Source organism: Sutcliffiella horikoshii, from assembly GCF_044809035.1.
Lineage (GTDB): Bacteria > Bacillota > Bacilli > Bacillales > Bacillaceae_I > Sutcliffiella_A > Sutcliffiella_A horikoshii_G.
In genome coordinates this window covers 3,141,013-3,165,167 of the sequence record NZ_CP085237.1, presented here as the reverse complement: position 1 = coordinate 3,165,167, position 24,155 = coordinate 3,141,013, and the positions used below count along the sequence as shown (strand labels likewise).

Sequence of the window (24,155 nt, the reverse complement as noted above, 5' to 3'; positions counted from 1 at the left end):
CTTTGGTTATATCAAGAAATTTCGGGATATATCAATAAAACCAACAAAATTCCCCGCACCTGTCACTTCATCCTCTCCGACCAACCTGATACTTCCAAATGGAACATACGTGCGAAACAAGGTATAATAGATTACATACGAAAATCTTAGGTTGGGAGGAAGAACTGTTGAACGACTCATTAAAAGAAAAACTTGCTATACTGCCTGACCAACCGGGATGTTACCTGATGAAGGATCGTCAAGGAACCATCATCTATGTCGGAAAGGCGAAGGTGCTCAAAAATCGTGTGCGCTCTTATTTTACAGGAAGCCATGACGGGAAGACCCTCCGGCTTGTAAATGAGATTGTGGACTTTGAATATATTGTGACGTCTTCCAATATCGAAGCGCTGATACTGGAACTGAACCTGATTAAAAAACACAACCCTAAATATAATGTCATGCTAAAAGATGACAAACGATATCCTTTTATAAAAATTACAGCGGAGAAGCATCCCCGTCTATTAATCACCCGCAAAGTGCAAAAGGATAAAGGAAAGTACTATGGACCTTACCCAAATGTTCAAGCGGCAAATGAAACGAAAAAACTGCTCGATCGTATATACCCCCTTCGAAAATGCATGACACTTCCAGACAGGGTATGCCTCTACTATCACATGGGTCAGTGCCTTGCTCCATGTGTGGAACACGTATCCGAAGAAACGAACAAGCAAATGGTGGATGGAATTGTCCGGTTTCTAAACGGTGGCTATAAGGAAGTCAAAAACGAGTTAACTGACAAAATGATGAAAGCCTCGGAAAACCTGGAGTTTGAACGGGCGCAAGAATTCAGGGATCAAATCATCAACATCGAAGCAACGATGGAAAAGCAGAAAATGGAGATGAATGACTTTGTTGACCGGGACGTTTTCGGATTTGCTTTTGACAAGGGATGGATGTGCGTTCAGGTCTTCTTTATCCGTCAAGGCAAGCTGATCGAACGAGATGTGTCATTGTTCCCGATTTACAATGAGCCGGAAGAGGATTTCCTAACATTTCTCGGGCAGTTCTATTCCAAGCAGAACCACTTTGTCCCAAAAGAAGTGATGCTTCCTAGTCAAATTGACCTTCCGGTTGCACAAGAACTACTTCAAACCAATGTGCTTCAGCCGCAACGGGGGAAAAAGAAACAGCTGGTGGATCTGGCAAACAAAAATGCAAAAGTTGCACTCGGTGAAAAGTTCTCATTGATTGAACGAGATGAAAGCCGAACGATAAAAGCTGTAGAGAATCTTGGTGAAATCCTGGGCATCATGACGCCGCATCGTATTGAAGCATTCGATAACTCCAATATTCAAGGAACAGATCCCGTTTCGGCAATGGTTGTATTTATCGATGGAAAACCGGAGAAACGAGAATATCGGAAATACAAAACTAAAAGTGTCCAAGGACCTGATGACTATGAATCCATGCGGGAAGTAGTGAGGAGAAGGTATACTCGTGTGCTGAAAGAATCGTTACCTCTACCGGACTTGATTGTAATTGATGGCGCGAAAGGTCATATGAGTGCTGTTAGGGACGTCCTTGAAAATGAACTGGACCTATTTGTTCCGATTGTCGGTCTTGCCAAAGATGATAAACATAGAACGAGCAACCTGCTCGCAGGCGAAGATGCCATGATCGTTCCGCTCGAGAGGACCAGTCAAGAGTTCTATCTTCTCCAACGAATCCAAGATGAAGTCCATAGATTTGCGATTACTTTTCATCGTCAAATTAGAAGTAAGAGTATATTTCAATCCATACTTGACGAAATTACAGGCGTTGGGGCAACAAGGAAAAAGACCCTCATGAAACACTTTGGATCTGTCGCGAAGATGAAAGAGGCCACTGTGGAGGAAATACAAGCTGCCAAAATACCGAAGCCCATAGCTGAAGAAATTTTTAAAAAACTTCGTGAATAGGTGTTGTAAGGAAACTTATTGTCTGATATAATCACTAGTAATTTCATAATGTGCCACTTCAAATCGATGAAGTGATGATAGAGGTGCGAACTTCAAAAGTATGTAATCGGAGAAGAAAGAGCTTCCGAGATGATTACGGAAAGGGGAGGATCGCCGAAGTAAAAAAAAGTCTCTTTTTCTTTTTTTTACTGGTTCTGCGTTTAAGAAATGTAGGACTGTCAGGTTGTCTTTGTGCTGCCTGGAGAGCTATCTCACCGCGTGAACGGATTCTTTATTTTACCAATCACAGCAATGAGACATTAGCTCATTGCTGTTTTTTTTATATCCAAAAAAAGCTGCCATGGCTAAATGCGTACTGAGAGCTATCTAACATTATGATGAGACTACAAATTCTGTAAATACTTAGCTGTTGATTGGAGCCCTGGGCGGAAATCAACTGCGTCGTTAAACAGAACTAATCAATGAAAAGGGAATGGTGCACATGTCAACGATTGTTGTACAGAAATTCGGAGGAACATCAGTGGGCTCGGTTGAACGAATTCAGCACGTTGCAAGTCGAGTCATCAATGAAGTGGAAAACGGCAACAAAGTGGTTGTCGTCGTATCAGCAATGGGCAAAACAACAGACGAACTGCTAACGTTAGCAAATGCGATTAACCCCCATCCAAGTAAACGCGACATGGATATGCTTTTGACAACAGGGGAACAAATCACCATCTCCTTATTGGCAATGGCACTGCAAGTTAGAGGTCATGAAGCAGTATCCCTAACAGGCTGGCAGGCAGGAATTCGTACAGAGCCTGTACACGGAAACGCTAGAATTACACATATTGAAACAGATTTGTTAAAAAGTTATTTGGATGCAGGTAAGATTGTTATTGTTGCGGGCTTCCAAGGAATTACGGCAAACAACGAAATTACTACGCTCGGCCGAGGCGGATCGGATACAACAGCGGTTGCATTAGCGGCTGCCTTGACTGCGGAGAAGTGTGATATTTATACAGATGTGACGGGAGTATTCACGACAGACCCTCGTTATGTGAAAGGTGCAAGAAAGCTTGCGGCAATTGCTTATGATGAAATGCTGGAACTGGCAAACTTAGGTGCAGGTGTACTTCACCCACGTGCGGTTGAATTCGCAAAAAATTATGGCGTACAGCTGGTTGTGCGATCCAGTATGGAAGAGGAAGAAGGAACGATCATTGAGGAGGAAGTATCCATGGAAAAAAATCTAGTTGTCAGAGGAATAGCATTCGAAGACCAAATCACCCGCATTACTGTATGTGGCTTGCCAAATGAACTACATACATTATCCACAATATTCACAACATTAGCTCAGCACAGCTTGAATGTGGATATCATCATTCAAACGAGCATGGATAAAGATACAACGAACATTTCTTTCTCTGTTAAAACAGTAGACGTAAAAGAAACGATTGAAGTGTTAGAACAGCATCAAGGGCGTCTCGGGTTCACTGGTATTGAGCAGGAGAGCGGCTTGGCAAAGGTGTCAATCGTTGGTTCCGGTATGGTATCAAATCCAGGGGTTGCGGCGGAAATGTTCCAAGTGTTAGCTACTGAAGGCATTCACGTGAAAATGGTCAGCACATCAGAGATTAAAGTTTCTACCGTTGTGGACGTTACCGAGATGGTTCGCGCGGTTGAGGCACTACATGTGGCATTTAGACTTGGAGAAGAATCTGTTGAGAGAGTATTAAGCTAAAAGAATAGTAGTTTTTGGTTGTGGAGTGCCCTTTTCTATGTGGAGAGGGTGCTTTTTTAACTGAAATAAGGGTACGACAGGTATTTACTGTCCATAAAATAGAAATACGAGCCAAACGGAGCAAAATACTGTCCGTAAAACGAAAATACGAGCCAAACGCACCAAAATACTGTCCGAAAATAAAAAATACATGCCGTTCGACAAGGAACGACATGTTCTATTAAATTGCCACCCGTCAGGCAGTAAAAAGCCAATAACTAAAGATTCTAGCTCAGGCTAACCACCCTGGAGGCAGCAACACAATTCATTACTTATCCCACTGTACCGTAATCAGTATCTCTTTTTTCTTTTTCTGTTCTTCAATCGCTTCCGCAGTTTTGCCTTTGAGGCGTTGAGTCTGCTCAGCAAGAAATCCTGCTTCAAGCTGGAAGGTGGCGTCTTTATTTAAGTCAAGACGGCGCGTTACCATTTCCCCGCGGATCACATATTTTACTTCATGCTTGTTTTGTTCCAATAATTCAAGCTCTCCCCAGCCAGCTTCTTTAAAAAATTGGCCGATTCCCTCCTGAGTATCAATTGTAAACTTGCGTGCGAGTTGTTTTCCCGCCCAATAGATGACCTGGGTATGATCTTTCCCCAATAGGTCAGGTAGGAGCATATCGCGGATCAGTTCGTACCCGAAGATAGGGACTTGAATTTGTGTGTCCATCACTTGTTGTTGGTTGTTCGATTCAGTCATTTAGTTCCCCTCTTTCTCTATCATCATTATATACCATCCGACCGTGTTAATAAATGAAACGTATGGAGTATTTTATTCTAGTAATATATTTTTATATTTTTCTGATAATTAAAAGGCAATAAAAGTATTTTTAAAAGTGCAATTTTTGGTCGCGTTTTCTTGACGCTACACATATAGGGGAGTAAAATAAATATGTCACATATTTGTCGATAAATCTGTAAAGGCTTTCATTTTATTGAAAGTTTAAAAAACAAGATGGAGAGTTCAATGATTTTTTACTATAATAGATAGTGAAAAGCAGAACTTACAAAACATCTAATCTATTTTCTTACTTGAAAAAAGGGGGTTAAGTGATGGCAACTGAACGTGAATTTTTACTTCGTAGGCTCCACTCGTTACTAGGAGTCATTCCTGTTGGTCTTTTCTTGGTTCAGCATTTGGTGATCAACCACTTTGCGACAAAAGGGCCAGAATCATTCAACAAAGCGGCACATTTTATGGAAAGCTTGCCGTTCCGTTATGCACTAGAAATTTTTGTAATCTTTCTTCCAATCCTATTCCACGCTATCTACGGCTTATATATTGCTTTTACAGCAAAAAACAATGTAAGCAAGTATGGATTTGTTCGTAACTGGATGTTTATGCTTCAACGCTTTACAGGAATCGTTACATTAATTTTTATCGTATGGCATGTATGGGAAACGAGAATCGCAGCTGCACTTGGTGCGGACGTTAACTACAACATGATGGCAGACATTCTATCTAGTCCGTTCATGTTCTGGTTCTATCTTGTTGGGGTAATTGCAACAATCTTCCACTTTGCAAATGGACTATGGTCTTTCTGTGTAAGCTGGGGAATTACAGTAACTCCTCGTTCTCAACTTATTGCGACCTACGTAACTATCGGGATTTTCTTTGCATTATCTTTCGTAGGTGTTCGTGCAATTCTAGCATTCGTTTAATCAGCAACTATTAAGGAGTGAGTTACATATGAGTAAAAAAGTTATCGTGGTCGGCGGTGGACTTGCGGGATTGATGGCAACCATCAAAGTCGCTGAAGCCGGTGTACCAGTTGATCTATTTTCATTAGTACCAGTTAAACGTTCTCACTCAGTTTGTGCCCAGGGTGGAATTAACGGGGCAGTAAACACAAAAGGAGAAGGGGATTCTCCTTGGGAACACTTTGACGATTCCGTATATGGTGGGGACTTCTTAGCGAACCAACCTCCAGTAAAAGCAATGTGTGAAGCGGCACCTGGAATCATCCATCTATTGGACCGTATGGGAGTTATGTTCAACCGTACTCCTGAGGGGTTACTCGACTTCCGACGCTTTGGCGGAACGCAGCATCACCGTACAGCATTTGCTGGTGCAACAACAGGTCAGCAACTGTTATACGCATTGGACGAGCAAGTTCGTCGTCACGAAGTATCCGGTCTTGTAACAAAATATGAAGGCTGGGAGTTCTTAGGTTCTGTTATCGATGACGAAGGCGTTTGCCGCGGGGTTGTCGCACAAAACCTTACAAGCATGGAGATTGTATCATTCCCTGCAGATGCCGTCATTATGGCAACTGGTGGACCTGGTATCATCTTCGGAAAATCAACAAACTCTGTAATTAACACAGGTTCTGCTGCATCCATCGTGTATCAGCAAGGTGCGTATTATGCGAACGGTGAGTTCATCCAGATTCATCCGACAGCCATCCCTGGTGATGACAAACTACGTCTTATGAGTGAGTCAGCTCGTGGAGAAGGTGGACGCGTATGGACATATAAAGACGGTAAGCCTTGGTACTTCCTTGAGGAAAAATATCCAGCTTACGGTAACCTTGTACCACGTGACATCGCGACTCGTGAAATCTTCGATGTGTGTGTTAACCAAAAACTTGGTGTTAACGGAGAAAACATGGTATATCTGGATCTTTCTCATAAAGATCCGAAAGAATTGGATGTCAAGCTTGGTGGAATTATTGAAATCTATGAAAAATTCATGGGTGACGATCCACGTAAAGTTCCAATGAAAATCTTCCCTGCCGTTCACTATTCCATGGGTGGGATTTGGGTCGATTATGACCAAATGACAAACATCCCTGGCCTATTTGCTGCAGGTGAGTGTGATTATTCTCAGCATGGTGCAAACCGTCTTGGAGCGAACTCCTTACTATCCGCAATTTACGGTGGTATGGTGGCCGGTCCAAAAGCAGTAGAATATATGAACGGTTTGGAAAAATCCACAGATTCCCTTTCATCTTCCCTTTTCGATCGCTATGTAAAAGAAGAAGAAGCAAAGTGGAACAAGATTATGACAATGAACGGTACAGAAAATGCTTATGTGCTTCATAAAGAGCTTGGAGAGTGGATGACTGACAACGTAACAGTTGTTCGTTACAACGACAAGCTGAAGCAAACGGATGAGAAAATCCAAGAGCTTCTGGAGCGTTATGATAATATCAACATCCACGATACAGCAAAATGGAGCAACCAAGGTGCTGCGTTCACTCGTCAGCTGCAACATATGCTTCAGTTAGCTCGTGTTATCACAATCGGTGCATACAACCGTAATGAGAGCCGTGGAGCCCACTATAAGCCGGACTTCCCAGAGCGTAATGACGAGGAATTCCTAAAAACTACAATGGCGAAGTTCACAGGTTCTAAATCTGCACCTGAATTCTTCTATGAAGAGGTAGATGTAAGCTTGATTCCGCCACGTAAACGTGACTACTCTAAGAAAAAAGGGGGTAAAGAATGATGGCTGAACAAACTAAAACTGTAACGTTTAAAGTGAAGCGTCAAGATGGTCCCGAGGGAACCCCTTATTATGAAACATTTGAATTACCTTACCGCCCGAACATGAACGTAATCTCTGCACTGATGGAAGTTCGTCGTAACCCTGTTAATAATGAAGGGAAATCAACGACTCCTGTAAACTGGGATATGAACTGTTTGGAGGAAGTATGTGGAGCGTGTTCCATGGTCATCAACGGCAAGCCGCGTCAATCCTGTACAGCGCTTGTGGACCAATTGGAGCAACCTATCGTTCTTGAGCCAATGAGCACATTCCCTGTTGTTCGTGACCTTCAAGTGGATAGAAGCCGTATGTTCGATTCCTTGAAAAAGGTGAAAGCTTGGATTCCAATCGATGGCACATACGATCTTGGACCTGGTCCTCGTATGCCGGAGAAAAAACGTCAATGGGCATATGAGCTATCTAAATGTATGACATGTGGCGTTTGTTTGGAAGCTTGTCCGAACGTAAACAGCAAGTCTGAGTTCATCGGGCCAGCACCACTTTCCCAAGTGCGTCTATTCAACGCGCATCCAACTGGGGAGATGAACAAATCTGAGCGTCTAGAAGCAATCATGGGAGACGGAGGCCTTGCTAACTGCGGTAACTCACAGAACTGTGTGCAGTCTTGCCCGAAAGGTATCCCGCTTACTACATCTATCGCTGCGCTTAACCGCGACACGACGGTTCAAATGTTCAGAAACTTCTTTGGTTCCGACCAAGGCTAATCAAACAACCAACAGAACGCCTCTTACCTAAAAGGGGCGTTTTTTACAAAAGCACATGTTAGAAAATTCAGAATGATTTAAACCACCGTTGATTTCCGTTCCAGGCGCTTCGCTTTTCTGCGGGCGGTCCGGGAGCCTCCTCGGCAAGCCTGCGGGGTCTCCCCTGTCCCTTCCTCCCGCGGAAGTCTGCGCGCTTTCCACTACAATCAACTATGAGCTTCCATTCAATATATATAATAACCAAAGTAGTTCCCCCTGTTGACTGAAGTGCAAGGTGTGAGACTCCAGCGGGGGAGTAACGGTAGCTTGAGACCCCACAGGCGAAGCCGAGGAGGCTCAAGCACCGTCCCGCGGAAAGCGAACACTTGGAACGTAAGGAAACAGGGAGTTATAACCAAAACCTATATATTTCTTAACTTAAGGGAGGTACAGGCATGAAAAAGCCAGCTTATATAGAAGATTTGCAACAATGGATGAATGAGTTCTCATTCAGTCACCGAGTAAAAGTGAGATTTTCCGAAACAGATATGTTCGGCCATATGAATAACACCGTGCCGTTCGTTTATTTTGAAGAAGCGAGAATAGAATTTTTCAAGAGTCTTGGTTTCATGCAGGACTGGACACAGGCTGGAAGCAATACGATTCCTGTCGTAGCAGACTTGCAATGTGATTTCCTGCAGCAGGTTTATTTTGGGGATGAACTCGAGATATGTGTAAAAGCAAATCAAGTAGGAACCTCTTCTGTTGATCTGCATTACCTAGGTAGAAAGGGGAATGGGGAGCCTTGTTTCGTGGGAAGAGGGAGAATGGTCCAGCTAAATAAGCACACTGGAAAAGGGGAAGCTTGGAGCGAGGAACAGCGAAATCTCTTCCTTTCGAGAGTAACATTGAAAAAATAATGATAAATACGTCTAAATACATGTAACTCCCGCCCTCCATCTAACATATTATACCATGACTAAATATACACCCATCCGCTAGTTCAGCTCTGGCTAAGGCAAGGAGGGTTACAATTATTGAAGGAGAAAGAGTTTCAACCAAAGCCATTGCTTACCAAAAGAGAAAGAGAAGTATTTGAGCTGTTAGTTCAGGATAAGACAACCAAAGAGATTGCTGGTGAGTTGTTTATCAGTGAAAAGACAGTTCGGAACCACATTTCAAATGCTATGCAAAAGCTGGGAGTTAAGGGGCGATCCCAAGCAGTTGTCGAGCTTCTTCGCATGGGAGAATTAGAGCTTTAATTTAAACTGCCGACTATCTTCTAACCATCCAGTTACGAGTGGTAGTCGGTTATTTATTTTGATTAAACCAAGTATTTCTATGTGGACAAATATGTTTATAAACCTTTACATCTTGCATTTTATATGAAAACATAAGAAAATAAACATACTAGACAAATTTACTACATGACATCTATGTTCAGATAAAAAAGTAAAAGGGAAGAAAGAGGGTCGAGAATGACTAATCAGAATGAAGCAGTATTGCAGGATCCGCAATTAGTAGCAGATATTGAAAAATCATTGAGATACATAGCGACTTTGGTAAAGCAAAAGGGTCGCGAAATTTTAAGCAATTACACGATTACTCCGCCACAATTTGTTGCGTTGCAATGGCTTCTTGAAGGTGGCGATATGACCATCGGTGAATTGTCCACCAAAATGTATTTGGCTTGCAGTACGACTACAGACCTTGTGGACCGCATGGAAAAGAATGAACTTGTTCAGCGCGTGAAAGATCCAAATGATCGCCGCGTGGTGCGCATTCACCTTTTAGAAGAAGGAGAGCGCATTATTGCAGAAGTGGTAAAAAAACGCCAGGACTATTTGCAAAACATACTAAAGAACTATTCCAAAGATGAAATTTTCATGTTAGAAAAGTGTTTAGCACGATTACATCTAGAAATGAAAGAATGAGGGATTTAGTTGCAAAGACCAATTGGAGTTATTGATTCTGGTGTCGGCGGGCTGACCGTTGCAAAAGAAATTATGCGGCAGTTGCCGAAAGAGCGCATTATATACCTTGGGGACACCGCGCGTTGCCCTTATGGACCAAGGCCAGTTGATGAAGTTCGCCTCTATACTTGGGAGATGACGAGGTATTTATTGACCCATGATATAAAGATGCTTGTGATCGCCTGTAATACAGCAACGGCTGTTGTGTTGGATGAGATCAGGGAGCAATTAGACATACCGGTAATCGGAGTGGTGGACCCAGGGGCCAGAACGGCCTTGAAGGTTACATCTAATTATCAGGTTGGTGTAATTGGAACAGTGGGGACGATTAACAGCGGTGCCTATGCCAATGCCCTGAAATCCATTAATAACGAAGTGCAGGTAGAAAGTTTGGCATGTCCAAACTTCGTACCGTTAGTAGAGAGTGGCGAATTTGAGGGAGAACGTGCAAAAGAAATAGTGGAAGACACCCTTCACCTATTTAAAGGTTCGAAAATAGATACGCTGATTCTTGGCTGCACGCATTATCCCCTTTTAACGCCTACCATTCAGGCTGTGATGGGAGAGGGAATTCAACTGATCAGCTCTGGTGATGAAACAGCTCGTGAAGTTAGTACGATCCTCAACTTCAAAAAGCTTTTGAATAAGAAACAACGAACAGAACATCATCAATTTTACACTACCGGTTCGAAAGAGCTTTTTGAAAAGATAGCAAGCAAGCTTTTCGAACAGCCTATTGAAAATGTAAAGACGATAGTGTTGGATCCGATTGGGATATAAAGAATGGTGCAAACAGGACGGAAGCTTTCCGTCTTGTTTTTTTTGCGTTCATTTAAGTGGACAAAACTTTTTCCGAAGCTCGGTCTATTTTTTGGAATAGCTCGTATACATATTAGTACAAACCGTCTTAGGAGGGAAACCTATGTCTCATAAAAAAGTAAAATTGACTGCTGCTGCCGTGCTTGCTTCTTCTGTATTGTTATCTGGATGCGGATTATTTGGAGGTGACGAGCAAGCGGGAAAAGAAGAGGATATTCCGCAAGATGTTTCCTATGTAGATGATGCTGCGAGTGAAACTGGTGCAGAAACGGATACAACAGGGGAAGAAACAGATGGGGAAGAAGCAACTGTTTCAGAAAATGTGCAAAGAGAAGTATACTTAATTGATAGCAATGGATATGTTGTTTCGCAAACATTGGAGCTTCCGAAAACGGATGAAGTGGCGAAACAAGCACTTGAATACTTAGTTGCTGGCGGTCCTGTTGATGAAATGCTTCCAAACGGTTTTAGAGCCGTTTTACCTGCAGGGACAGAGGTCGATGTGAATCTCAAAAAAGATGGCACCATTGTAGCTGACTTCTCCAAAGAATTTGCTAATTACGATGGAGCAGATGAACAAAGAATTCTTCAAGCCATCACTTGGACATTGACACAGTTTGAAAATGTGGAAAAAGTTCAAATCATGGTGAACGGGCATGAACAAACAGTGATGCCTGTCAATCAGACACCGATTGGTGATGGTGTGAGCAGAGCAAATGGAATCAACTATGATACTGCGGATGCAGTGGATTTAATGAGTTCTCGTGCTGTAACATTATACTTTATGGCGGAAAGCAGTAATGGTGATCCGTACTATGTACCTGTTACAACGCGTTTAAGCTTAGATGGCAAAGATAAATTTTCTGCGATTGTAGATGCGCTAGTTAACGGTCCTTCCCATACTTCAGGGCTGACAAATGACTTGACGAACGAAGTTGCGCTTTTGGATGAGCCGGTGCTTGTCGATGGAAACCTGGTATTAAATTTTAATGAGGCTATTCTTGGCCTTGAAGGAAGAATGGTATCAAAGTCCATTGTTGACTCATTAGTGTTGACACTTACAGAACAAACAGGTGTAGAAAGCATTGCCATTACCGTTGATGGAGAAGGCGACTTGATGGCTACAGACGGAACAAACATTTCAGAGCCTGTAGCACGCCCTGAAAAAGTAAACACAGGCAGGTTTTAACGTGTGAAATTTGTTATACTAAGGAAAGAATGATTAGAAGAGGTGCTATGCTACCTCTTCTTTATTTTTATTGGACACAAAAAGGAGTTTGTAAGTATGTCGAGATCAGATGGTAGAGAGCATAATCAATTAAGAGTGGTTGAAATAATTACAGACTACATCACTCATCCCGAAGGTTCGGTATTGATCTGTGTAGGAAACACGAAAGTAATCTGTACAGCCACGATAGAAGACAGAGTGCCGCCTTTCATGCGCGGTGGGGGCAAAGGGTGGATAACAGCAGAGTATTCCATGCTTCCGAGGGCAACAGAAAAAAGAACAATGCGCGAGTCCACAAAGGGCAAGGTAACCGGTAGGACAATGGAAATTCAGCGACTAATTGGCCGCGCACTTCGTTCTGTGGTAGAACTCGATAAAATAGGCGAAAAAACAATCTGGATAGACTGTGATGTTATTCAGGCGGACGGAGGGACAAGAACGGCTTCTATTACGGGTGCCTTTGTGGCGATGGTCCTGGCTTTTCAAAAACTCGTTAAAGCAAAGAAGTTAGCAAGTCTACCTGTGAATAACTTTTTAGCTGCGACATCCGTTGGGGTGATGGAGGATGGCAAAGCATTGCTAGATTTAAACTACATAGAAGATTCTACTGCCCAGGTGGATATGAACGTCATCATGACGGGTTCATTGGATTTGGTAGAACTGCAAGGGACCGGGGAAGAAGCTACCTTTACAAGAAAACAGCTTAACGAACTGTTAGACCTCGGAGAAGAGGGTATCTTACATTTGGTAGAAGAACAAAAAAGAGCTTTGGGAACCTTGGCTGAAAGTATCAGTGCTAACGGAAAAGGAGAAATTTGAAATGACGGAAATAATTATCGCGACCAACAACCCTGGAAAGGTCAAGGATTTTGAAGTGATTTTCGAACCAAAAGGATTTAAAGTGAAATCTCTAGCGGATTTTCCTGAAATACCTGATGTGGAGGAAACGGGTACAACTTTTGAAGAAAATGCATTATTAAAGGCGGAGGTGGTGTCTGCACATCTTGGGAAAATGGTGCTTGCGGATGATTCGGGCTTGGAAGTCGATGCATTAAATGGCGAACCTGGTGTGTACTCTGCACGCTATGCGGGTATGGATAAAGATGATCAAAAAAATATTCAAAAGGTACTTCATGGCTTGGAAGGAATTGCTGATGAAAAACGTACGGCTAGGTTTGTATGTGTCCTTGCGGTAGTGGATCCTGAAGGAGAAAAGTTTACCGTTCGCGGAACGTGTGAAGGAATCATTGCGGGAGAGCCTATTGGAGAAAACGGATTCGGTTATGATCCAATCTTTTATGTGCAAGAAAAACAGAAGACAATGGCCCAACTCTCCAAGGAAGAAAAAAGTGAAATCAGTCACAGGGGAAATGCCATTAAAGAGTTAACCAATCAGTGGGAGATGCTCTCCCGCAAAAACTAGGAGTGGAAGCATGAAAGTTTTAATTGTTAGTGACAATCACGGACAAGCAGAGGTACTACGGCAAATAAAGGCCCGTCATCAAGGGGAAGTGGATCTTTTCATTCATTGTGGAGATTCGGAACTTCCGTCAGCTAGTGAAGAAATGAAAGGCTTTTATGGAGTAAGAGGAAACTGCGATTTTGACGATGATTATCCTCAACAATTAACAAAGGAAATCGGCATCCATCGGCTTTTTGCTACGCACGGCCATTTGTATCAAGTGAAATCTTCTTTACTGCCATTAAAATACGCAGCGGAGGAAGAAGAGTCTAATATCGTATGTTTCGGACATTCCCACATAGCAGGAGTGGAATATTTGGACGGGATTCTATTTATCAACCCGGGAAGTATTGAACTTCCACGTATGACACGGAACAAAACGTATGCTATACTTGATGCAAAAGAAGCATGTTATTTTGTACACTACTATAATGAAAAGGGAGAAAAACTTTCTTCCCATACATTTGAAAAGTAACAGGAGGGAGGGATTTTCCCTCTCTTTTATAGAAGAAACAAGTGAGTTAAAATTATTTGAGAAAAGTTTTTAAAAAGTGTTGACTTTAAATACTATATCTCATATAATAAATCTTGTCGCTGATGATAATTAGTAAATATTTCTTATCGTTGGTTACATAATTTCAATAAATGTCCCAGTAGCTCAGCTGGATAGAGCAACGCCCTTCTAAGGCGTGTGTCGGGGGTTCGAATCCCTCCTGGGACGCCACTTTACCTAATAATAAACACGATGTGCATTTTTATGAACACTTTTTCTGAAGAGTGTTGATGAAAATGATGACATGGTGTTTTTTGTGTTCTAATAGACAAGATAACAACAAAAACCTTTGTCCGGTCGAATAGAGGGCTTCTATTAGACAATGCTGGAGTGGTCGATCCTTGTAAGGTCGAATAGAGGGCTTCTATTAGACAAAACTGGAGCGGTCGATCATTGTAAGGTCGAATAGACCGCTTCTATTAGACAAAACTGGAGTGGTCGATCATTGAGAGGTCGAATAGACCGCTTCTAATAGACAAAACTGGAGTGGTCGATCATTGTAAGGTCGAATAGACCGCTTCTATTAGACAAAACTGGAGTGGTCGATCATTGAGAGGTCGAATAGACCGCTTCTAATAGACAAAACTGGAGCTACCGGTCCTTGTAAGGTCGAATAGACCGCTTCTATTAGACAAAACTGGAGTGGTCGATCATTGTAAGGTCGAATAGACCGCTTCTAATAGACAAAACTGGAGTGGTCGATCATTGAGAGGTCGAATAGACCGCTTCTAATAGACAAAACTGGAGCTACCGGTCCTTGTACGGTCTAATAGACCGCTTCTATTAGACAAAATAGCAGCATTCACAAGTCGTTCGGTTAACTAAACATTTTACAAAGTTTCTCCGTCCACCCCTATCGCTTGTACTCCCTTCCAAACACTGATAAACTTGTTTCAAATATTTCCATAATAAAAATAGGACGGCTATACATATGAAAAAACCAAAAAAGATAGTGGAGTTTCCCAACTTAAAACAAAGACTGCTGGAAAAAGCCATGCAGACGATGAAAGAGAAAAAGTTTTCCGAGGCGCTGGAGCTGTTTGAACAGGCCCGCGAAAATGAGTATGCCTATGCAGAAGTAGAGCTTGGCATGGTTGTGTGCTACATGGAGCTCGGTCAGCTTACAGAGGCGAGAAATCGCTGCAAAAAAATGCTGCGCGAGGATATTGGCGATTACTTTCATGTGCTTCAAATATACATAACGGTACTTATTCAATTAAAGGAGTATGCGGAAGTCAAAACGACCATTGAAGCGATTCTTGAAGAGGATAAGCTACCGGCGCAGTATGCACAAAATTTCTATCAGCTTTTGGAGTTTGCTAGAAAGATGCTTCCTTCAGAAGAAAATGAATTAACGGAACCAGATTATAATGATCAAGAGGATGACCTGTTTTTGCTTCATGAAGGGAATGTCCAGAAACAATATGAACTCATCCAATCGTTGAAGCACCGGAATATTCGTCCGCTCATCCCAGACATTCAGAAATACCTAGAAGATGAAATGAAGCATCCGGTCCTGAAAACCTTCTTGCTCCACATTCTTATAGAACAAGGGTGGGACAAGGAAACAGAAGTAACCAAAATGGGTCAACGAATCACCATAGTTCCGACCAATTTAGTCAATGGAGAAGCGGATCCATTCTTGAATAAAATCATTTCCATACTGGAAGATAAAGTGGAAACCGATAATCCATCTCTTTTTGAGGGGCTAAAAGAAATGCTGGTTCGAATTCATACCGTCCAGTTTCCGCTGCCCCTGACACCTGAAAAACCAGAAGTATGGGCAGCAGGACTGCATAGTGCCGGACTTGAACTGTTTGGTTTAGATGCAAAGGATGATGAATTGGCAGAAGAATATAATGTTTCGAAGATGGAAGTAAAGTCAGCCATAAGGGAAATCAATAAGCTTGAAGATTTTTCATATTTACGATTATGAGGGTATGTGTTGAACTCATCTGGGATTATGTTATAATGTAAGGGTTGTAAACTGTATATACGATATAGGTTCTTAGATTAACCTCTTGTAACAAGGGGTGTTTAAGACTGTGTACTTGCAGCAAAAATGTAGAAAAACAACAACCACCATGTGTGGTTCATCAAATTAGATAGTGTGAAATCATTATCTTTTTTGAAAATAGATGTTGGAGGGAAAATTATGTCTGCTAAATGGGAAAAGTTAGAAGGTAATCAAGGCGTATTAACAATTGAAGTTGATGCGGAAACAGTTAATAAAGGTCTTGACGCAGCATTCAAAAAAGTAGTAACTAAAGTAAATGTACCAGGTTTCCGTAAAGGGAAAATTCCTCGTGGAATGTTCGAACAACGTTTTGGTGTAGAATCTTTATACCAAGATGCTCTTGATATCATTCTTCCTACTGCATACTCTAACGCGGTTGTTGAGACTGGAATCGAGCCTGTTGATCAACCAGAAATCGACATCGAAACTATCGCTAAAAACGAAAAGCTTGTTTTCACTGCTAAAGTGATCGTGAAGCCTGAAGTTACACTTGGCGAATACAAAGGATTAGAAGTTGAGCGTCTAGATGCTAACGTAACGGACGAAGATGTGGAAGCTGACTTAAAAGGCCTTCAAGAGCGTCAAGCTGAGCTTGTTGTAAAAGAAGAAGGAACTGTTGAGAACGGCGACACAGTTGTAATGGACTTTGAAGGATTCGTTGACGGAGAAGCATTCGAAGGCGGTAAAGCTGAGAACTATTCTTTAGAAATCGGTTCTAACACATTCATTCCTGGTTTCGAAGAGCAATTAGTAGGTCTTGCAGCTGGAGCGGAGAAAGAAGTAGAAGTTTCTTTCCCTGAAGAGTACCATGCTGAAGAGCTTGCTGGTAAGCCTGCAGTTTTCAAAGTGACTTTACATGAAATTAAGACAAAAGAACTTCCTGCACTTGACGATGAGTTCGCTAAAGATGTAGACGAAGAAGTAGAAACACTTGAAGAGCTAAAAGCAAAAACAAAAGCTCGCCTTGAAGAAGCGAAGAAAACAGAAGCTGACAACCACCTACGCGACACGCTAGTGGATCAAGCTGCTGCTAATGCAGAAGTGGAAATCCCTGAAGCAATGGTGAAAACTGAAACAGACCGCATGGTTCGTGAATTCGAACAACGCCTTCAAATGCAAGGTATGAACATGGAACTTTACTTCCAGTTCTCCGGCCAAGATGAAGAAGCACTTCGTACTCAAATGAAAGAAGATGCTGAAAAGCGTGTGAAAATGAACCTTACGCTTGAAGCAATCTCTAAAGCTGAAAACATCGAAGTTACTGATGAGGAAGCAAACGAAGAAATCGAAAAAATGGCTGGCATGTACAACATGTCTGTAGACCAAATCAAGCAAGCTTTAGGTAGCCTTGAAGGTCTTAAAGAAGATTTAAAAATTAGAAAAGCAATTGATTTCCTTGTAGAAAACAGCAAAGATGTTGCATAATAGAGTTTAAGAGACAAGGCGCGACTTGATCGTGCCTTGTTTTGTACCATCTAGACCCATAATGGAAGCAAAGTTTTCCGTTTTTTCCATTCATCACTGTGTTAGTAAAATGAAATCATGGATACAATAGTACGGACTCATCTTCTGAAATATCCATACATAACCAAAGTATTATTATTAGAAATGTTAGGCAAAAATGTGGTAAAATGCAGTACATAACTATTTTTTTATAAGTGATGAGTTATTTGTGATTCTTCTCATTTTTTAGGAAGCCAGCCGATGGATGGGAAAGAGAGAAATGATAAGGGGTGAAACAATTTGTTTAAATTTAATGACGAAAAAGGACAATTAAAGTGTTCTTTCTGTGGAAAGACACAAGATCAAGTTCGTAAACTTGTAGCAGGTCCAGGCGTATACATATGTGATGAATGTATTGAACTTTGTACAGAAATCGTAGAAGAAGAGTTAGGTACAGAAGAAGAAGTAGAATTTAAAGACGTTCCAAAGCCAAAGGAAATTCGTGATATTTTAGACGAATATGTCATTGGTCAGGAGTCTGCCAAGAAATCTTTATCTGTAGCGGTCTATAACCACTACAAACGTATTAACTCCAACAGTAAGATTGATGATGTAGAGCTTGCTAAGAGTAATATTGCTATGATCGGACCAACTGGTAGCGGTAAAACTCTTCTTGCTCAAACACTTGCAAGAATTTTGAATGTACCATTTGCGATTGCGGATGCTACTTCCTTAACAGAAGCTGGTTATGTTGGGGAAGATGTAGAAAACATCTTGCTTAAGCTGATTCAAGCTGCTGATTATGATGTGGAGAAAGCTGAAAAAGGAATTATCTACATCGATGAAATTGATAAAGTAGCACGTAAGTCTGAAAACCCGTCCATCACTCGTGATGTATCTGGTGAAGGTGTACAACAAGCGCTATTAAAAATTCTTGAAGGTACTGTTGCAAGCGTTCCTCCTCAAGGTGGACGTAAGCACCCGCATCAAGAATTCATTCAAATTGATACCACAAATATCTTATTTATCTGTGGTGGAGCATTTGACGGAATCGAGCAAATCATCAAACGCCGTTTAGGTAAGAAGGTTATCGGTTTCGGAACTGCTGAAACAAAAGCGGATGATCTAGAGCAAAAAGAATTGCTTGGAAAAGTATTGCCGGAAGATTTACTTCGTTTCGGATTGATTCCGGAATTTATCGGACGTCTTCCTGTGACAGCAAGCTTAATGCCTCTTGATGAAGATGCTTTGATTGAAATTCTTACGAAGCCTAAGAATGCACTTGTGAAGCAATATCAAAAGATGCTTGATCTTGATAATGTGGAACTTGAGTTTGAAGAAGGTGCATTAACTGAGATTGCTAAGAAAGCAATTGAGAGAAAAACTGGTGCGCGTGGATTGAGATCTATCATTGAAGGAATCATGCTGGATGTTATGTATGAGCTTCCTTCTCGTGAGGATATCAAGAAGTGTGTGATTACTGCTGAAACGGTTGCTGATAATGTGGCACCGAAGTTAATTTTAGATGATGGGTCAGAGTTGAAACAAGACGAAAAGACTTCTGCATAATAAATGATGAGCACTTTCCTTCGGGAGAGTGCTTTTTAAAATGAAGAATTACTTTAAGCACCGTTGATTTCCGTTCCAGGCGCTTCGCTTGCCTGCGGGCGGTCCGTAAGCCTCCTCACTTCGTTGCGGGGTCTCGCCTGTCCCTTCCTCTGCGCGCCTTCCACTGCAATCAACTGAGTTTCTTCATTTATTTCAGTTATCCCCTCCAATCATTTCGTGTGAAGCCTATTTTATCCAAATATTTTTTATTGGATTATTACCCAATCCCACGGAGATACTACCATATAATCACATCAAGAATGCAGGAGGGTTTCTATGTCTTTCACAGGTATAGCACTGTTTATACAGCTTTTCTTTGGGGTCATCATCGGCCTTTATTTCTGGAACCTGCTCAAAAACCAACGGACGCAAAAAGTTACGATTGATAAAGAATCGAAAAAGGAAATGGAACAACTAAGAAAAATGAGAAGTATTTCTTTATCAGAGCCACTTGCTGAGAAAGTAAGACCAACAAGCTTTAAGGAAATCGTCGGGCAAGAAGACGGTATCAAGGCATTAAAGGCTGCGATTTGTGGGCCAAATCCGCAACATGTCATCATTTACGGACCTCCTGGAGTAGGGAAAACGGCGGCTGCAAGACTAGTGCTTGAAGAAGCAAAAAAGAATCCGAAGTCTCCTTTTAGGGGCTCTGCCGTCTTTATCGAGTTAGATGCTACAACAGCTCGTTTTGATGAAAGAGGAATTGCAGATCCGTTGATAGGTTCTGTGCACGATCCAATCTATCAAGGTGCTGGAGCAATGGGGCAAGCTGGTATACCGCAACCAAAACAAGGAGCTGTAACCCATGCGCATGGAGGGATGCTTTTTATTGATGAAATTGGTGAACTGCACTCCATCCAAATGAATAAATTACTTAAAGTGTTAGAAGACAGGAAAGTGTACTTAGACAGCGCCTATTACAGTGAAGAGAATAATCAAATACCAACACATATTCATGATATTTTCCAAAATGGTCTACCAGCAGATTTCCGTCTTGTTGGGGCAACCACAAGAACGCCAAATGAAATCCCCCCTGCCATTAGGTCAAGATGTATGGAAGTTTTCTTTCGTGAATTGGATCAAGTGGAGTTGGAGGCTGTTGCTAGAAATGCAGCTTCTAAAATCAATATGTTGGTGGAAGAAGAAGGAATCTGCTTGCTTGCCTCCTATACACGAAACGGGCGTGAAGTCGTAAACATGATGCAGATTGCATGTGGATTAGCTATCACAGAAGACCGTGATACGGTAAAGGTGGAGGATATTGAGTGGGTGATACACTCCAGCCAATTGGCTCCTAAATATGAGAACAAAATAAAAGAAGATGCGCAACCTGGTCTTGTTAATGGACTTGCCGTATTTGGTCCAAACTCCGGCGCCTTATTAGAGATTGAAGTAACGGCGATTCCTACCGAAGAGAAAAAAGGGACAGTCAACATTACCGGGATTGTGGAAGAAGAAAGCATGGGGAATCAAGGCGGGAAATCCATTCGCAGGAAGAGTATGGCAAAAGGCTCTATCGAGAACGTCATTACCGTACTAAGAAAACTTGGAGTTCCTGCTGCTGATTACGATATCCATGTTAATTTTCCTGGAGGGATTCCTATCGACGGACCTTCTGCCGGAATTGCGATGGCAACGGGGATTTATTCGGCCATTTTTAAAATTCCAGTCAGCAATCTCGTCGCAATGACAGGGGAAATCAGTATCCACGGAACGGTCAAGCCGATCGGCGGCGTCATTCCGAAAATAAAAGCGGCCAAACAAGCTGGTGCAAAAAGAGTTATCATACCAGCGGACAATATGCAATCGATCATTAAAGAAATCGACGGCATTGAAGTCATACCAGTAAAAGAATTCCAAGAAGTATTGGATCTTGCTTTATTAAGAGAAAAGATAATGGAAACGAACGTAGAGAGCATTTTACAAGCTCCAATCAGCATCCCAAAAACAGAATCCATGTAGAGGGTGGGCAGGCCTTGTGACGGTCTGCCTGTTTTACATATACCGAGCCTTACTTATTGCACTTGGGTCTTGAAAAAGGTAAAATTTTTACTACCGTTTCTTTATTAACTAAGGCAAAGTTGTAAAAGATAATAAAACAATACTCTTTTACAGGTTAAACTGTCTCTTTAATTAGACAGGGCAATTTAATTAGGATAGAATTGAACAAAGATACATAATGGAAGAGCGTACGGGGGTGTTACTATGGCAACAAATAAGGAATATCATGTTCCATTATTGCCTTTAAGAGGATTGATGGTCTTTCCGACAATGGTGTTACATTTGGATGTCGGAAGGGAAAAGTCGATAGAAGCGTTAGAACAAGCGATGCTTGGAGACGATATTGTCGTCCTTTCTACACAGAAAGAAGTGGGTACGGACAATCCTGCGAAAGAAGACCTATATACATGGGGTACTCTTACAAAAGTTAAACAAATGTTAAAACTTCCAAACGGTACGGTCCGTGTTCTGGTGGAAGGGTTGGAACGTGCAAAAATTGAAGAGTTCATTGAAAAAGATACACATTGGGAAGCCAAGCTTTTGACTTATCCCGATACGGAAGAGAAAGATCCGGAAGATGAAGCACTAATGAGAACTTTGCTGGACTATTTTCATACATACACAAAGCTCTCCAAAAAGACAACGATTGAAACATATCATACCGTTTCAGATATAACGGAGCCTGGAAGAATGGCTGATATCATTACATCTCATTTGCCTGTCAATATGAAAGATAAACAGGATATCCTTGAAACGCGAGATGTGAAGGAACGTCTGAACAAAGTGATCAAGCATGTTAATAATGAAAAAGAAGTGTTGCAGCTAGAGAAGAAAATCGGCCTGCGTGTTAAGCGTTCTATGGAACGTACACAAAAGGAATATTATCTTCGCGAACAGATGAAAGCAATCCAAAAAGAGCTTGGGGATAAAGAAGGAAAAGGCGGCGAGATCGAGGATCTGAAAGTAAAGCTCGAAAAGATCGGGATGCCGGAAAATGTGAAAAAGACCGCATTGAAGGAAATCGACCGCTATGAAAAAATTCCATCCAGTTCCGCAGAAAGCTCTGTCATCCGCAATTATATTGACTGGCTATTGAACCTTCCATGGACAGAAGCAACAGAAGACCAATTGAATATTATCAGAGCGGAAGAGATTCTTAACGAAGATCACTTTGGATTAGAAAAAGTGAAAGAACGCGTGTTGGAATACCTGGCTGTTCAACAACTGACAAAATCTTTAAAAGGTCCAATCCTTTGTTTGGCAGGACCTCCAGGTGTCGGTAAAACCTCCTTGGCTCGTTCCATCGCAAAGTCCCTGGATCGTAAATTTGTCCGCGTCTCCCTTGGGGGAGTTCGGGATGAATCGGAAATCCGCGGTCATAGAAGAACCTATGTTGGAGCAATGCCGGGACGAATCATCCAGGGTATGAAAAAAGCGGGAACCATCAATCCGGTTTTCCTTTTAGATGAAATCGACAAAATGTCCAATGATTTCAGGGGAGATCCATCTTCTGCATTATTGGAAGTTTTAGATCCTGAACAGAACTTTAATTTTAGCGACCATTATATTGAAGAGCCGTATGACTTATCCAATGTCATGTTCATTGCAACAGCTAACAATTTAGCAACCATTCCTGGACCGCTTCGTGACCGGATGGAAATCATTACGATTGCTGGTTATACGGAAATCGAAAAGTTAAACATTGCAAAAGACCATCTGCTTCCTCGTCAGGCAAAAGAGCATGGTTTACAGAAGAATCTTCTGCAAATTAGAGATGAGGCACTAATGTCCATCATCCGCCACCATACCCGTGAAGCCGGAGTGCGTAGTTTGGAAAGACAGCTTGCATCCATTTGCAGAAAAGCTGCCAAACTTATCGTTTCCGGTGAGAAGAAAAGGGTAGTCATTACAGAAAAAAACCTTGCAGATTTCCTTGGCAAGCCTAAATTCCGTTATGGACAGGCGGAAGAGGAAGACCAGGTTGGCGTGGCGACTGGCCTTGCATATACAACCGTCGGAGGCGATACTTTATCGATTGAAGTATCTCTGTCACCAGGAAAAGGTAAACTGATGTTGACCGGTAAACTTGGGGATGTCATGAAAGAGTCTGCACATGCAGCATTCAGCTTTATCCGTTCCAGAGCGGATGAATTAAATATTGACCCGGATTTCAATGAGAAAAACGATATCCATATTCACGTCCCAGAAGGAGCTGTCCCGAAAGACGGTCCTTCCGCAGGGATCACGATGGCCACTGCTCTTATTTCAGCACTAACTGGCAGACCGGTCAGAAGAGATGTGGGGATGACGGGTGAAATTACGTTAAGAGGGCGTGTGCTTCCAATTGGCGGATTGAAAGAAAAATCACTGAGTGCACACCGCGCCGGGCTAAAAAAGGTTATACTACCTAAAGAGAACGAAAAAGATTTGGATGATATTCCAGAAAGTGTGCGAAAAGATTTAACGTTTGTTTTAGTATCACATTTAGATCAAGTGTTAGAACACGCATTAGCAGGAGAGAAAAAATGAAAGTAACACAAGCAGAAATAGTCATAAGTGCCGTTAAACCAGAACAATATCCTAGTGAGCTTTTACCAGAATTCGCCTTGGCGGGTCGTTCAAACGTAGGAAAGTCATCTTTTATCAATAAGATGATCAACCGTAAGAACCTTGCGAGAACTTCCTCCAAACCAGGAAAAACACAGACATTGAACTTTTACCTGATCAATGAAATGTTGCATTTCGTCGATGTACCTGGTTATGGATTCGCTAAAGTCCCGAAATCCGAGCGTGATGCATGGGGCAGAATGATGGAAACCTATTTGACAAGCAGAGAACAGCTTCGTGCGGTTCTGCAAATAGTGGACCTTCGCCATCCACCATCCAAGGATGATGTCACGATGTATGAGTACCTGAAGCATTACGAGCTTCCAGTAGTCGTCATTGCGACCAAAGCCGATAAAATCCCTAAAGGGAAATGGCAAAAGCACTTAAAAGTAATAAAAGAAACACTCGGTATGGATAAAGAAGACGAGTTAATCCTCTTTTCCTCCGAAACTGGACAAGGAAAAGATGAAGTCTGGGGCATGTTGCAAAAAAGAATGAAGTAACACTAAACTGCGAATCAGAGGAAGAGATCCTCTGAACGCAGTTTT

General features: G+C 41.9%; 20 protein-coding genes, 1 tRNA gene and 1 riboswitch. Of the genes, 20 read left to right on the top strand and 1 reads right to left on the bottom strand.

What is annotated here, in order from left to right; genetic code table 11:
- Positions 1-167 precede the first annotated feature (167 nt).
- Positions 168-1,940: an excinuclease ABC subunit UvrC gene (gene uvrC / locus LG307_RS16545; RefSeq protein WP_404444227.1), complete on the top strand. Its 1,773-nt coding sequence runs from the start codon at positions 168-170 to the stop codon at positions 1,938-1,940.
- A gap of 70 nt (positions 1,941-2,010) precedes the next feature.
- A riboswitch (Lysine riboswitch) is annotated at positions 2,011-2,197 on the top strand.
- Between the two features lie 224 nt (positions 2,198-2,421).
- Positions 2,422-3,663, top strand: coding sequence for an aspartate kinase (locus tag LG307_RS16540; RefSeq protein ID WP_404444224.1), 1,242 nt, complete (start codon positions 2,422-2,424; stop codon positions 3,661-3,663).
- A gap of 307 nt (positions 3,664-3,970) precedes the next feature.
- Here LG307_RS16540 and LG307_RS16535 read toward each other — a convergent pair whose 3' ends face one another.
- Positions 3,971-4,402: a YslB family protein gene (locus LG307_RS16535; protein WP_226680283.1), complete on the bottom strand. Its 432-nt coding sequence runs from the start codon at positions 4,400-4,402 to the stop codon at positions 3,971-3,973.
- A 353-nt stretch (positions 4,403-4,755) separates the two neighbouring features.
- Between LG307_RS16535 and LG307_RS16530 the strand changes: the two genes are divergently transcribed.
- From LG307_RS16530 to yihA, 18 genes are all read left to right on the top strand, one after another.
- The gene (locus LG307_RS16530) at positions 4,756-5,364 is read left to right on the top strand and encodes a succinate dehydrogenase cytochrome b558 subunit (protein WP_060664849.1); all 609 of its coding nucleotides are present in this window, start codon (positions 4,756-4,758) and stop codon (positions 5,362-5,364) included.
- Between the two features lie 28 nt (positions 5,365-5,392).
- Positions 5,393-7,153: a succinate dehydrogenase flavoprotein subunit gene (sdhA, locus tag LG307_RS16525; protein ID WP_404444221.1), complete on the top strand. Its 1,761-nt coding sequence runs from the start codon at positions 5,393-5,395 to the stop codon at positions 7,151-7,153.
- Positions 7,150-7,917, top strand: coding sequence for a succinate dehydrogenase iron-sulfur subunit (gene sdhB / locus LG307_RS16520; protein WP_404444218.1), 768 nt, complete (start codon positions 7,150-7,152; stop codon positions 7,915-7,917). Before sdhA ends, sdhB begins: the two co-directional genes overlap by 4 nt.
- A 434-nt stretch (positions 7,918-8,351) precedes the next feature.
- Positions 8,352-8,816, top strand: a complete 465-nt coding sequence (locus LG307_RS16515) for an acyl-CoA thioesterase (RefSeq protein WP_404444215.1) — start codon at positions 8,352-8,354, stop codon at positions 8,814-8,816.
- A gap of 117 nt (positions 8,817-8,933) precedes the next feature.
- Positions 8,934-9,158, top strand: a complete 225-nt coding sequence (gerE, locus tag LG307_RS16510; RefSeq protein WP_047972062.1) for a spore germination transcription factor GerE — start codon at positions 8,934-8,936, stop codon at positions 9,156-9,158.
- Between the two features lie 216 nt (positions 9,159-9,374).
- Positions 9,375-9,830, top strand: a complete 456-nt coding sequence (locus LG307_RS16505; protein ID WP_063560031.1) for a MarR family winged helix-turn-helix transcriptional regulator — start codon at positions 9,375-9,377, stop codon at positions 9,828-9,830.
- A gap of 9 nt (positions 9,831-9,839) precedes the next feature.
- Positions 9,840-10,649 carry a glutamate racemase gene (racE, locus tag LG307_RS16500; protein WP_404444212.1) on the top strand — a complete coding sequence of 270 codons (810 nt, stop codon included), beginning with the start codon at positions 9,840-9,842 and terminating at the stop codon, positions 10,647-10,649.
- Between the two features lie 142 nt (positions 10,650-10,791).
- Positions 10,792-11,877 (top strand): GerMN domain-containing protein, encoded by a 1,086-nt coding sequence (locus LG307_RS16495; RefSeq protein WP_404444209.1) that lies wholly within the window; start codon positions 10,792-10,794, stop codon positions 11,875-11,877.
- A gap of 96 nt (positions 11,878-11,973) precedes the next feature.
- Positions 11,974-12,735 carry a ribonuclease PH gene (rph, locus tag LG307_RS16490; protein ID WP_404444206.1) on the top strand — a complete coding sequence of 254 codons (762 nt, stop codon included), beginning with the start codon at positions 11,974-11,976 and terminating at the stop codon, positions 12,733-12,735.
- A gap of 1 nt (position 12,736) precedes the next feature.
- The gene (locus LG307_RS16485; RefSeq protein ID WP_404444203.1) at positions 12,737-13,339 is read left to right on the top strand and encodes an XTP/dITP diphosphatase; all 603 of its coding nucleotides are present in this window, start codon (positions 12,737-12,739) and stop codon (positions 13,337-13,339) included.
- A gap of 10 nt (positions 13,340-13,349) precedes the next feature.
- A complete protein-coding gene (locus LG307_RS16480; RefSeq protein ID WP_404444201.1) occupies positions 13,350-13,853 on the top strand; it encodes a metallophosphoesterase in 504 nt (167 codons plus the stop codon).
- Between the two features lie 172 nt (positions 13,854-14,025).
- Positions 14,026-14,102 (top strand) — tRNA-Arg (locus LG307_RS16475).
- Positions 14,103-14,862: 760 nt separating this feature from the next.
- Positions 14,863-15,867 (top strand): tetratricopeptide repeat protein, encoded by a 1,005-nt coding sequence (locus LG307_RS16470; protein ID WP_404444199.1) that lies wholly within the window; start codon positions 14,863-14,865, stop codon positions 15,865-15,867.
- A 219-nt stretch (positions 15,868-16,086) separates the two neighbouring features.
- Entirely contained in the window at positions 16,087-17,373 is a 1,287-nt protein-coding gene (gene tig, locus LG307_RS16465) for a trigger factor (RefSeq protein WP_404444196.1), read from the top strand.
- Between the two features lie 318 nt (positions 17,374-17,691).
- Complete coding sequence (gene clpX / locus LG307_RS16460) at positions 17,692-18,960, top strand: ATP-dependent protease ATP-binding subunit ClpX (protein WP_010195793.1); 1,269 nt, start codon at positions 17,692-17,694, stop codon at positions 18,958-18,960.
- A gap of 315 nt (positions 18,961-19,275) precedes the next feature.
- Positions 19,276-20,961, top strand: coding sequence for an ATP-dependent protease LonB (gene lonB, locus LG307_RS16455; RefSeq protein ID WP_404444193.1), 1,686 nt, complete (start codon positions 19,276-19,278; stop codon positions 20,959-20,961).
- 243 nt (positions 20,962-21,204) lie between these two features.
- Positions 21,205-23,529 (top strand): endopeptidase La, encoded by a 2,325-nt coding sequence (lon, locus tag LG307_RS16450; RefSeq protein ID WP_404444190.1) that lies wholly within the window; start codon positions 21,205-21,207, stop codon positions 23,527-23,529.
- Positions 23,526-24,110, top strand: coding sequence for a ribosome biogenesis GTP-binding protein YihA/YsxC (gene yihA / locus LG307_RS16445; protein WP_088019034.1), 585 nt, complete (start codon positions 23,526-23,528; stop codon positions 24,108-24,110). Before lon ends, yihA begins: the two co-directional genes overlap by 4 nt.
- Positions 24,111-24,155: the final 45 nt, after the last annotated feature.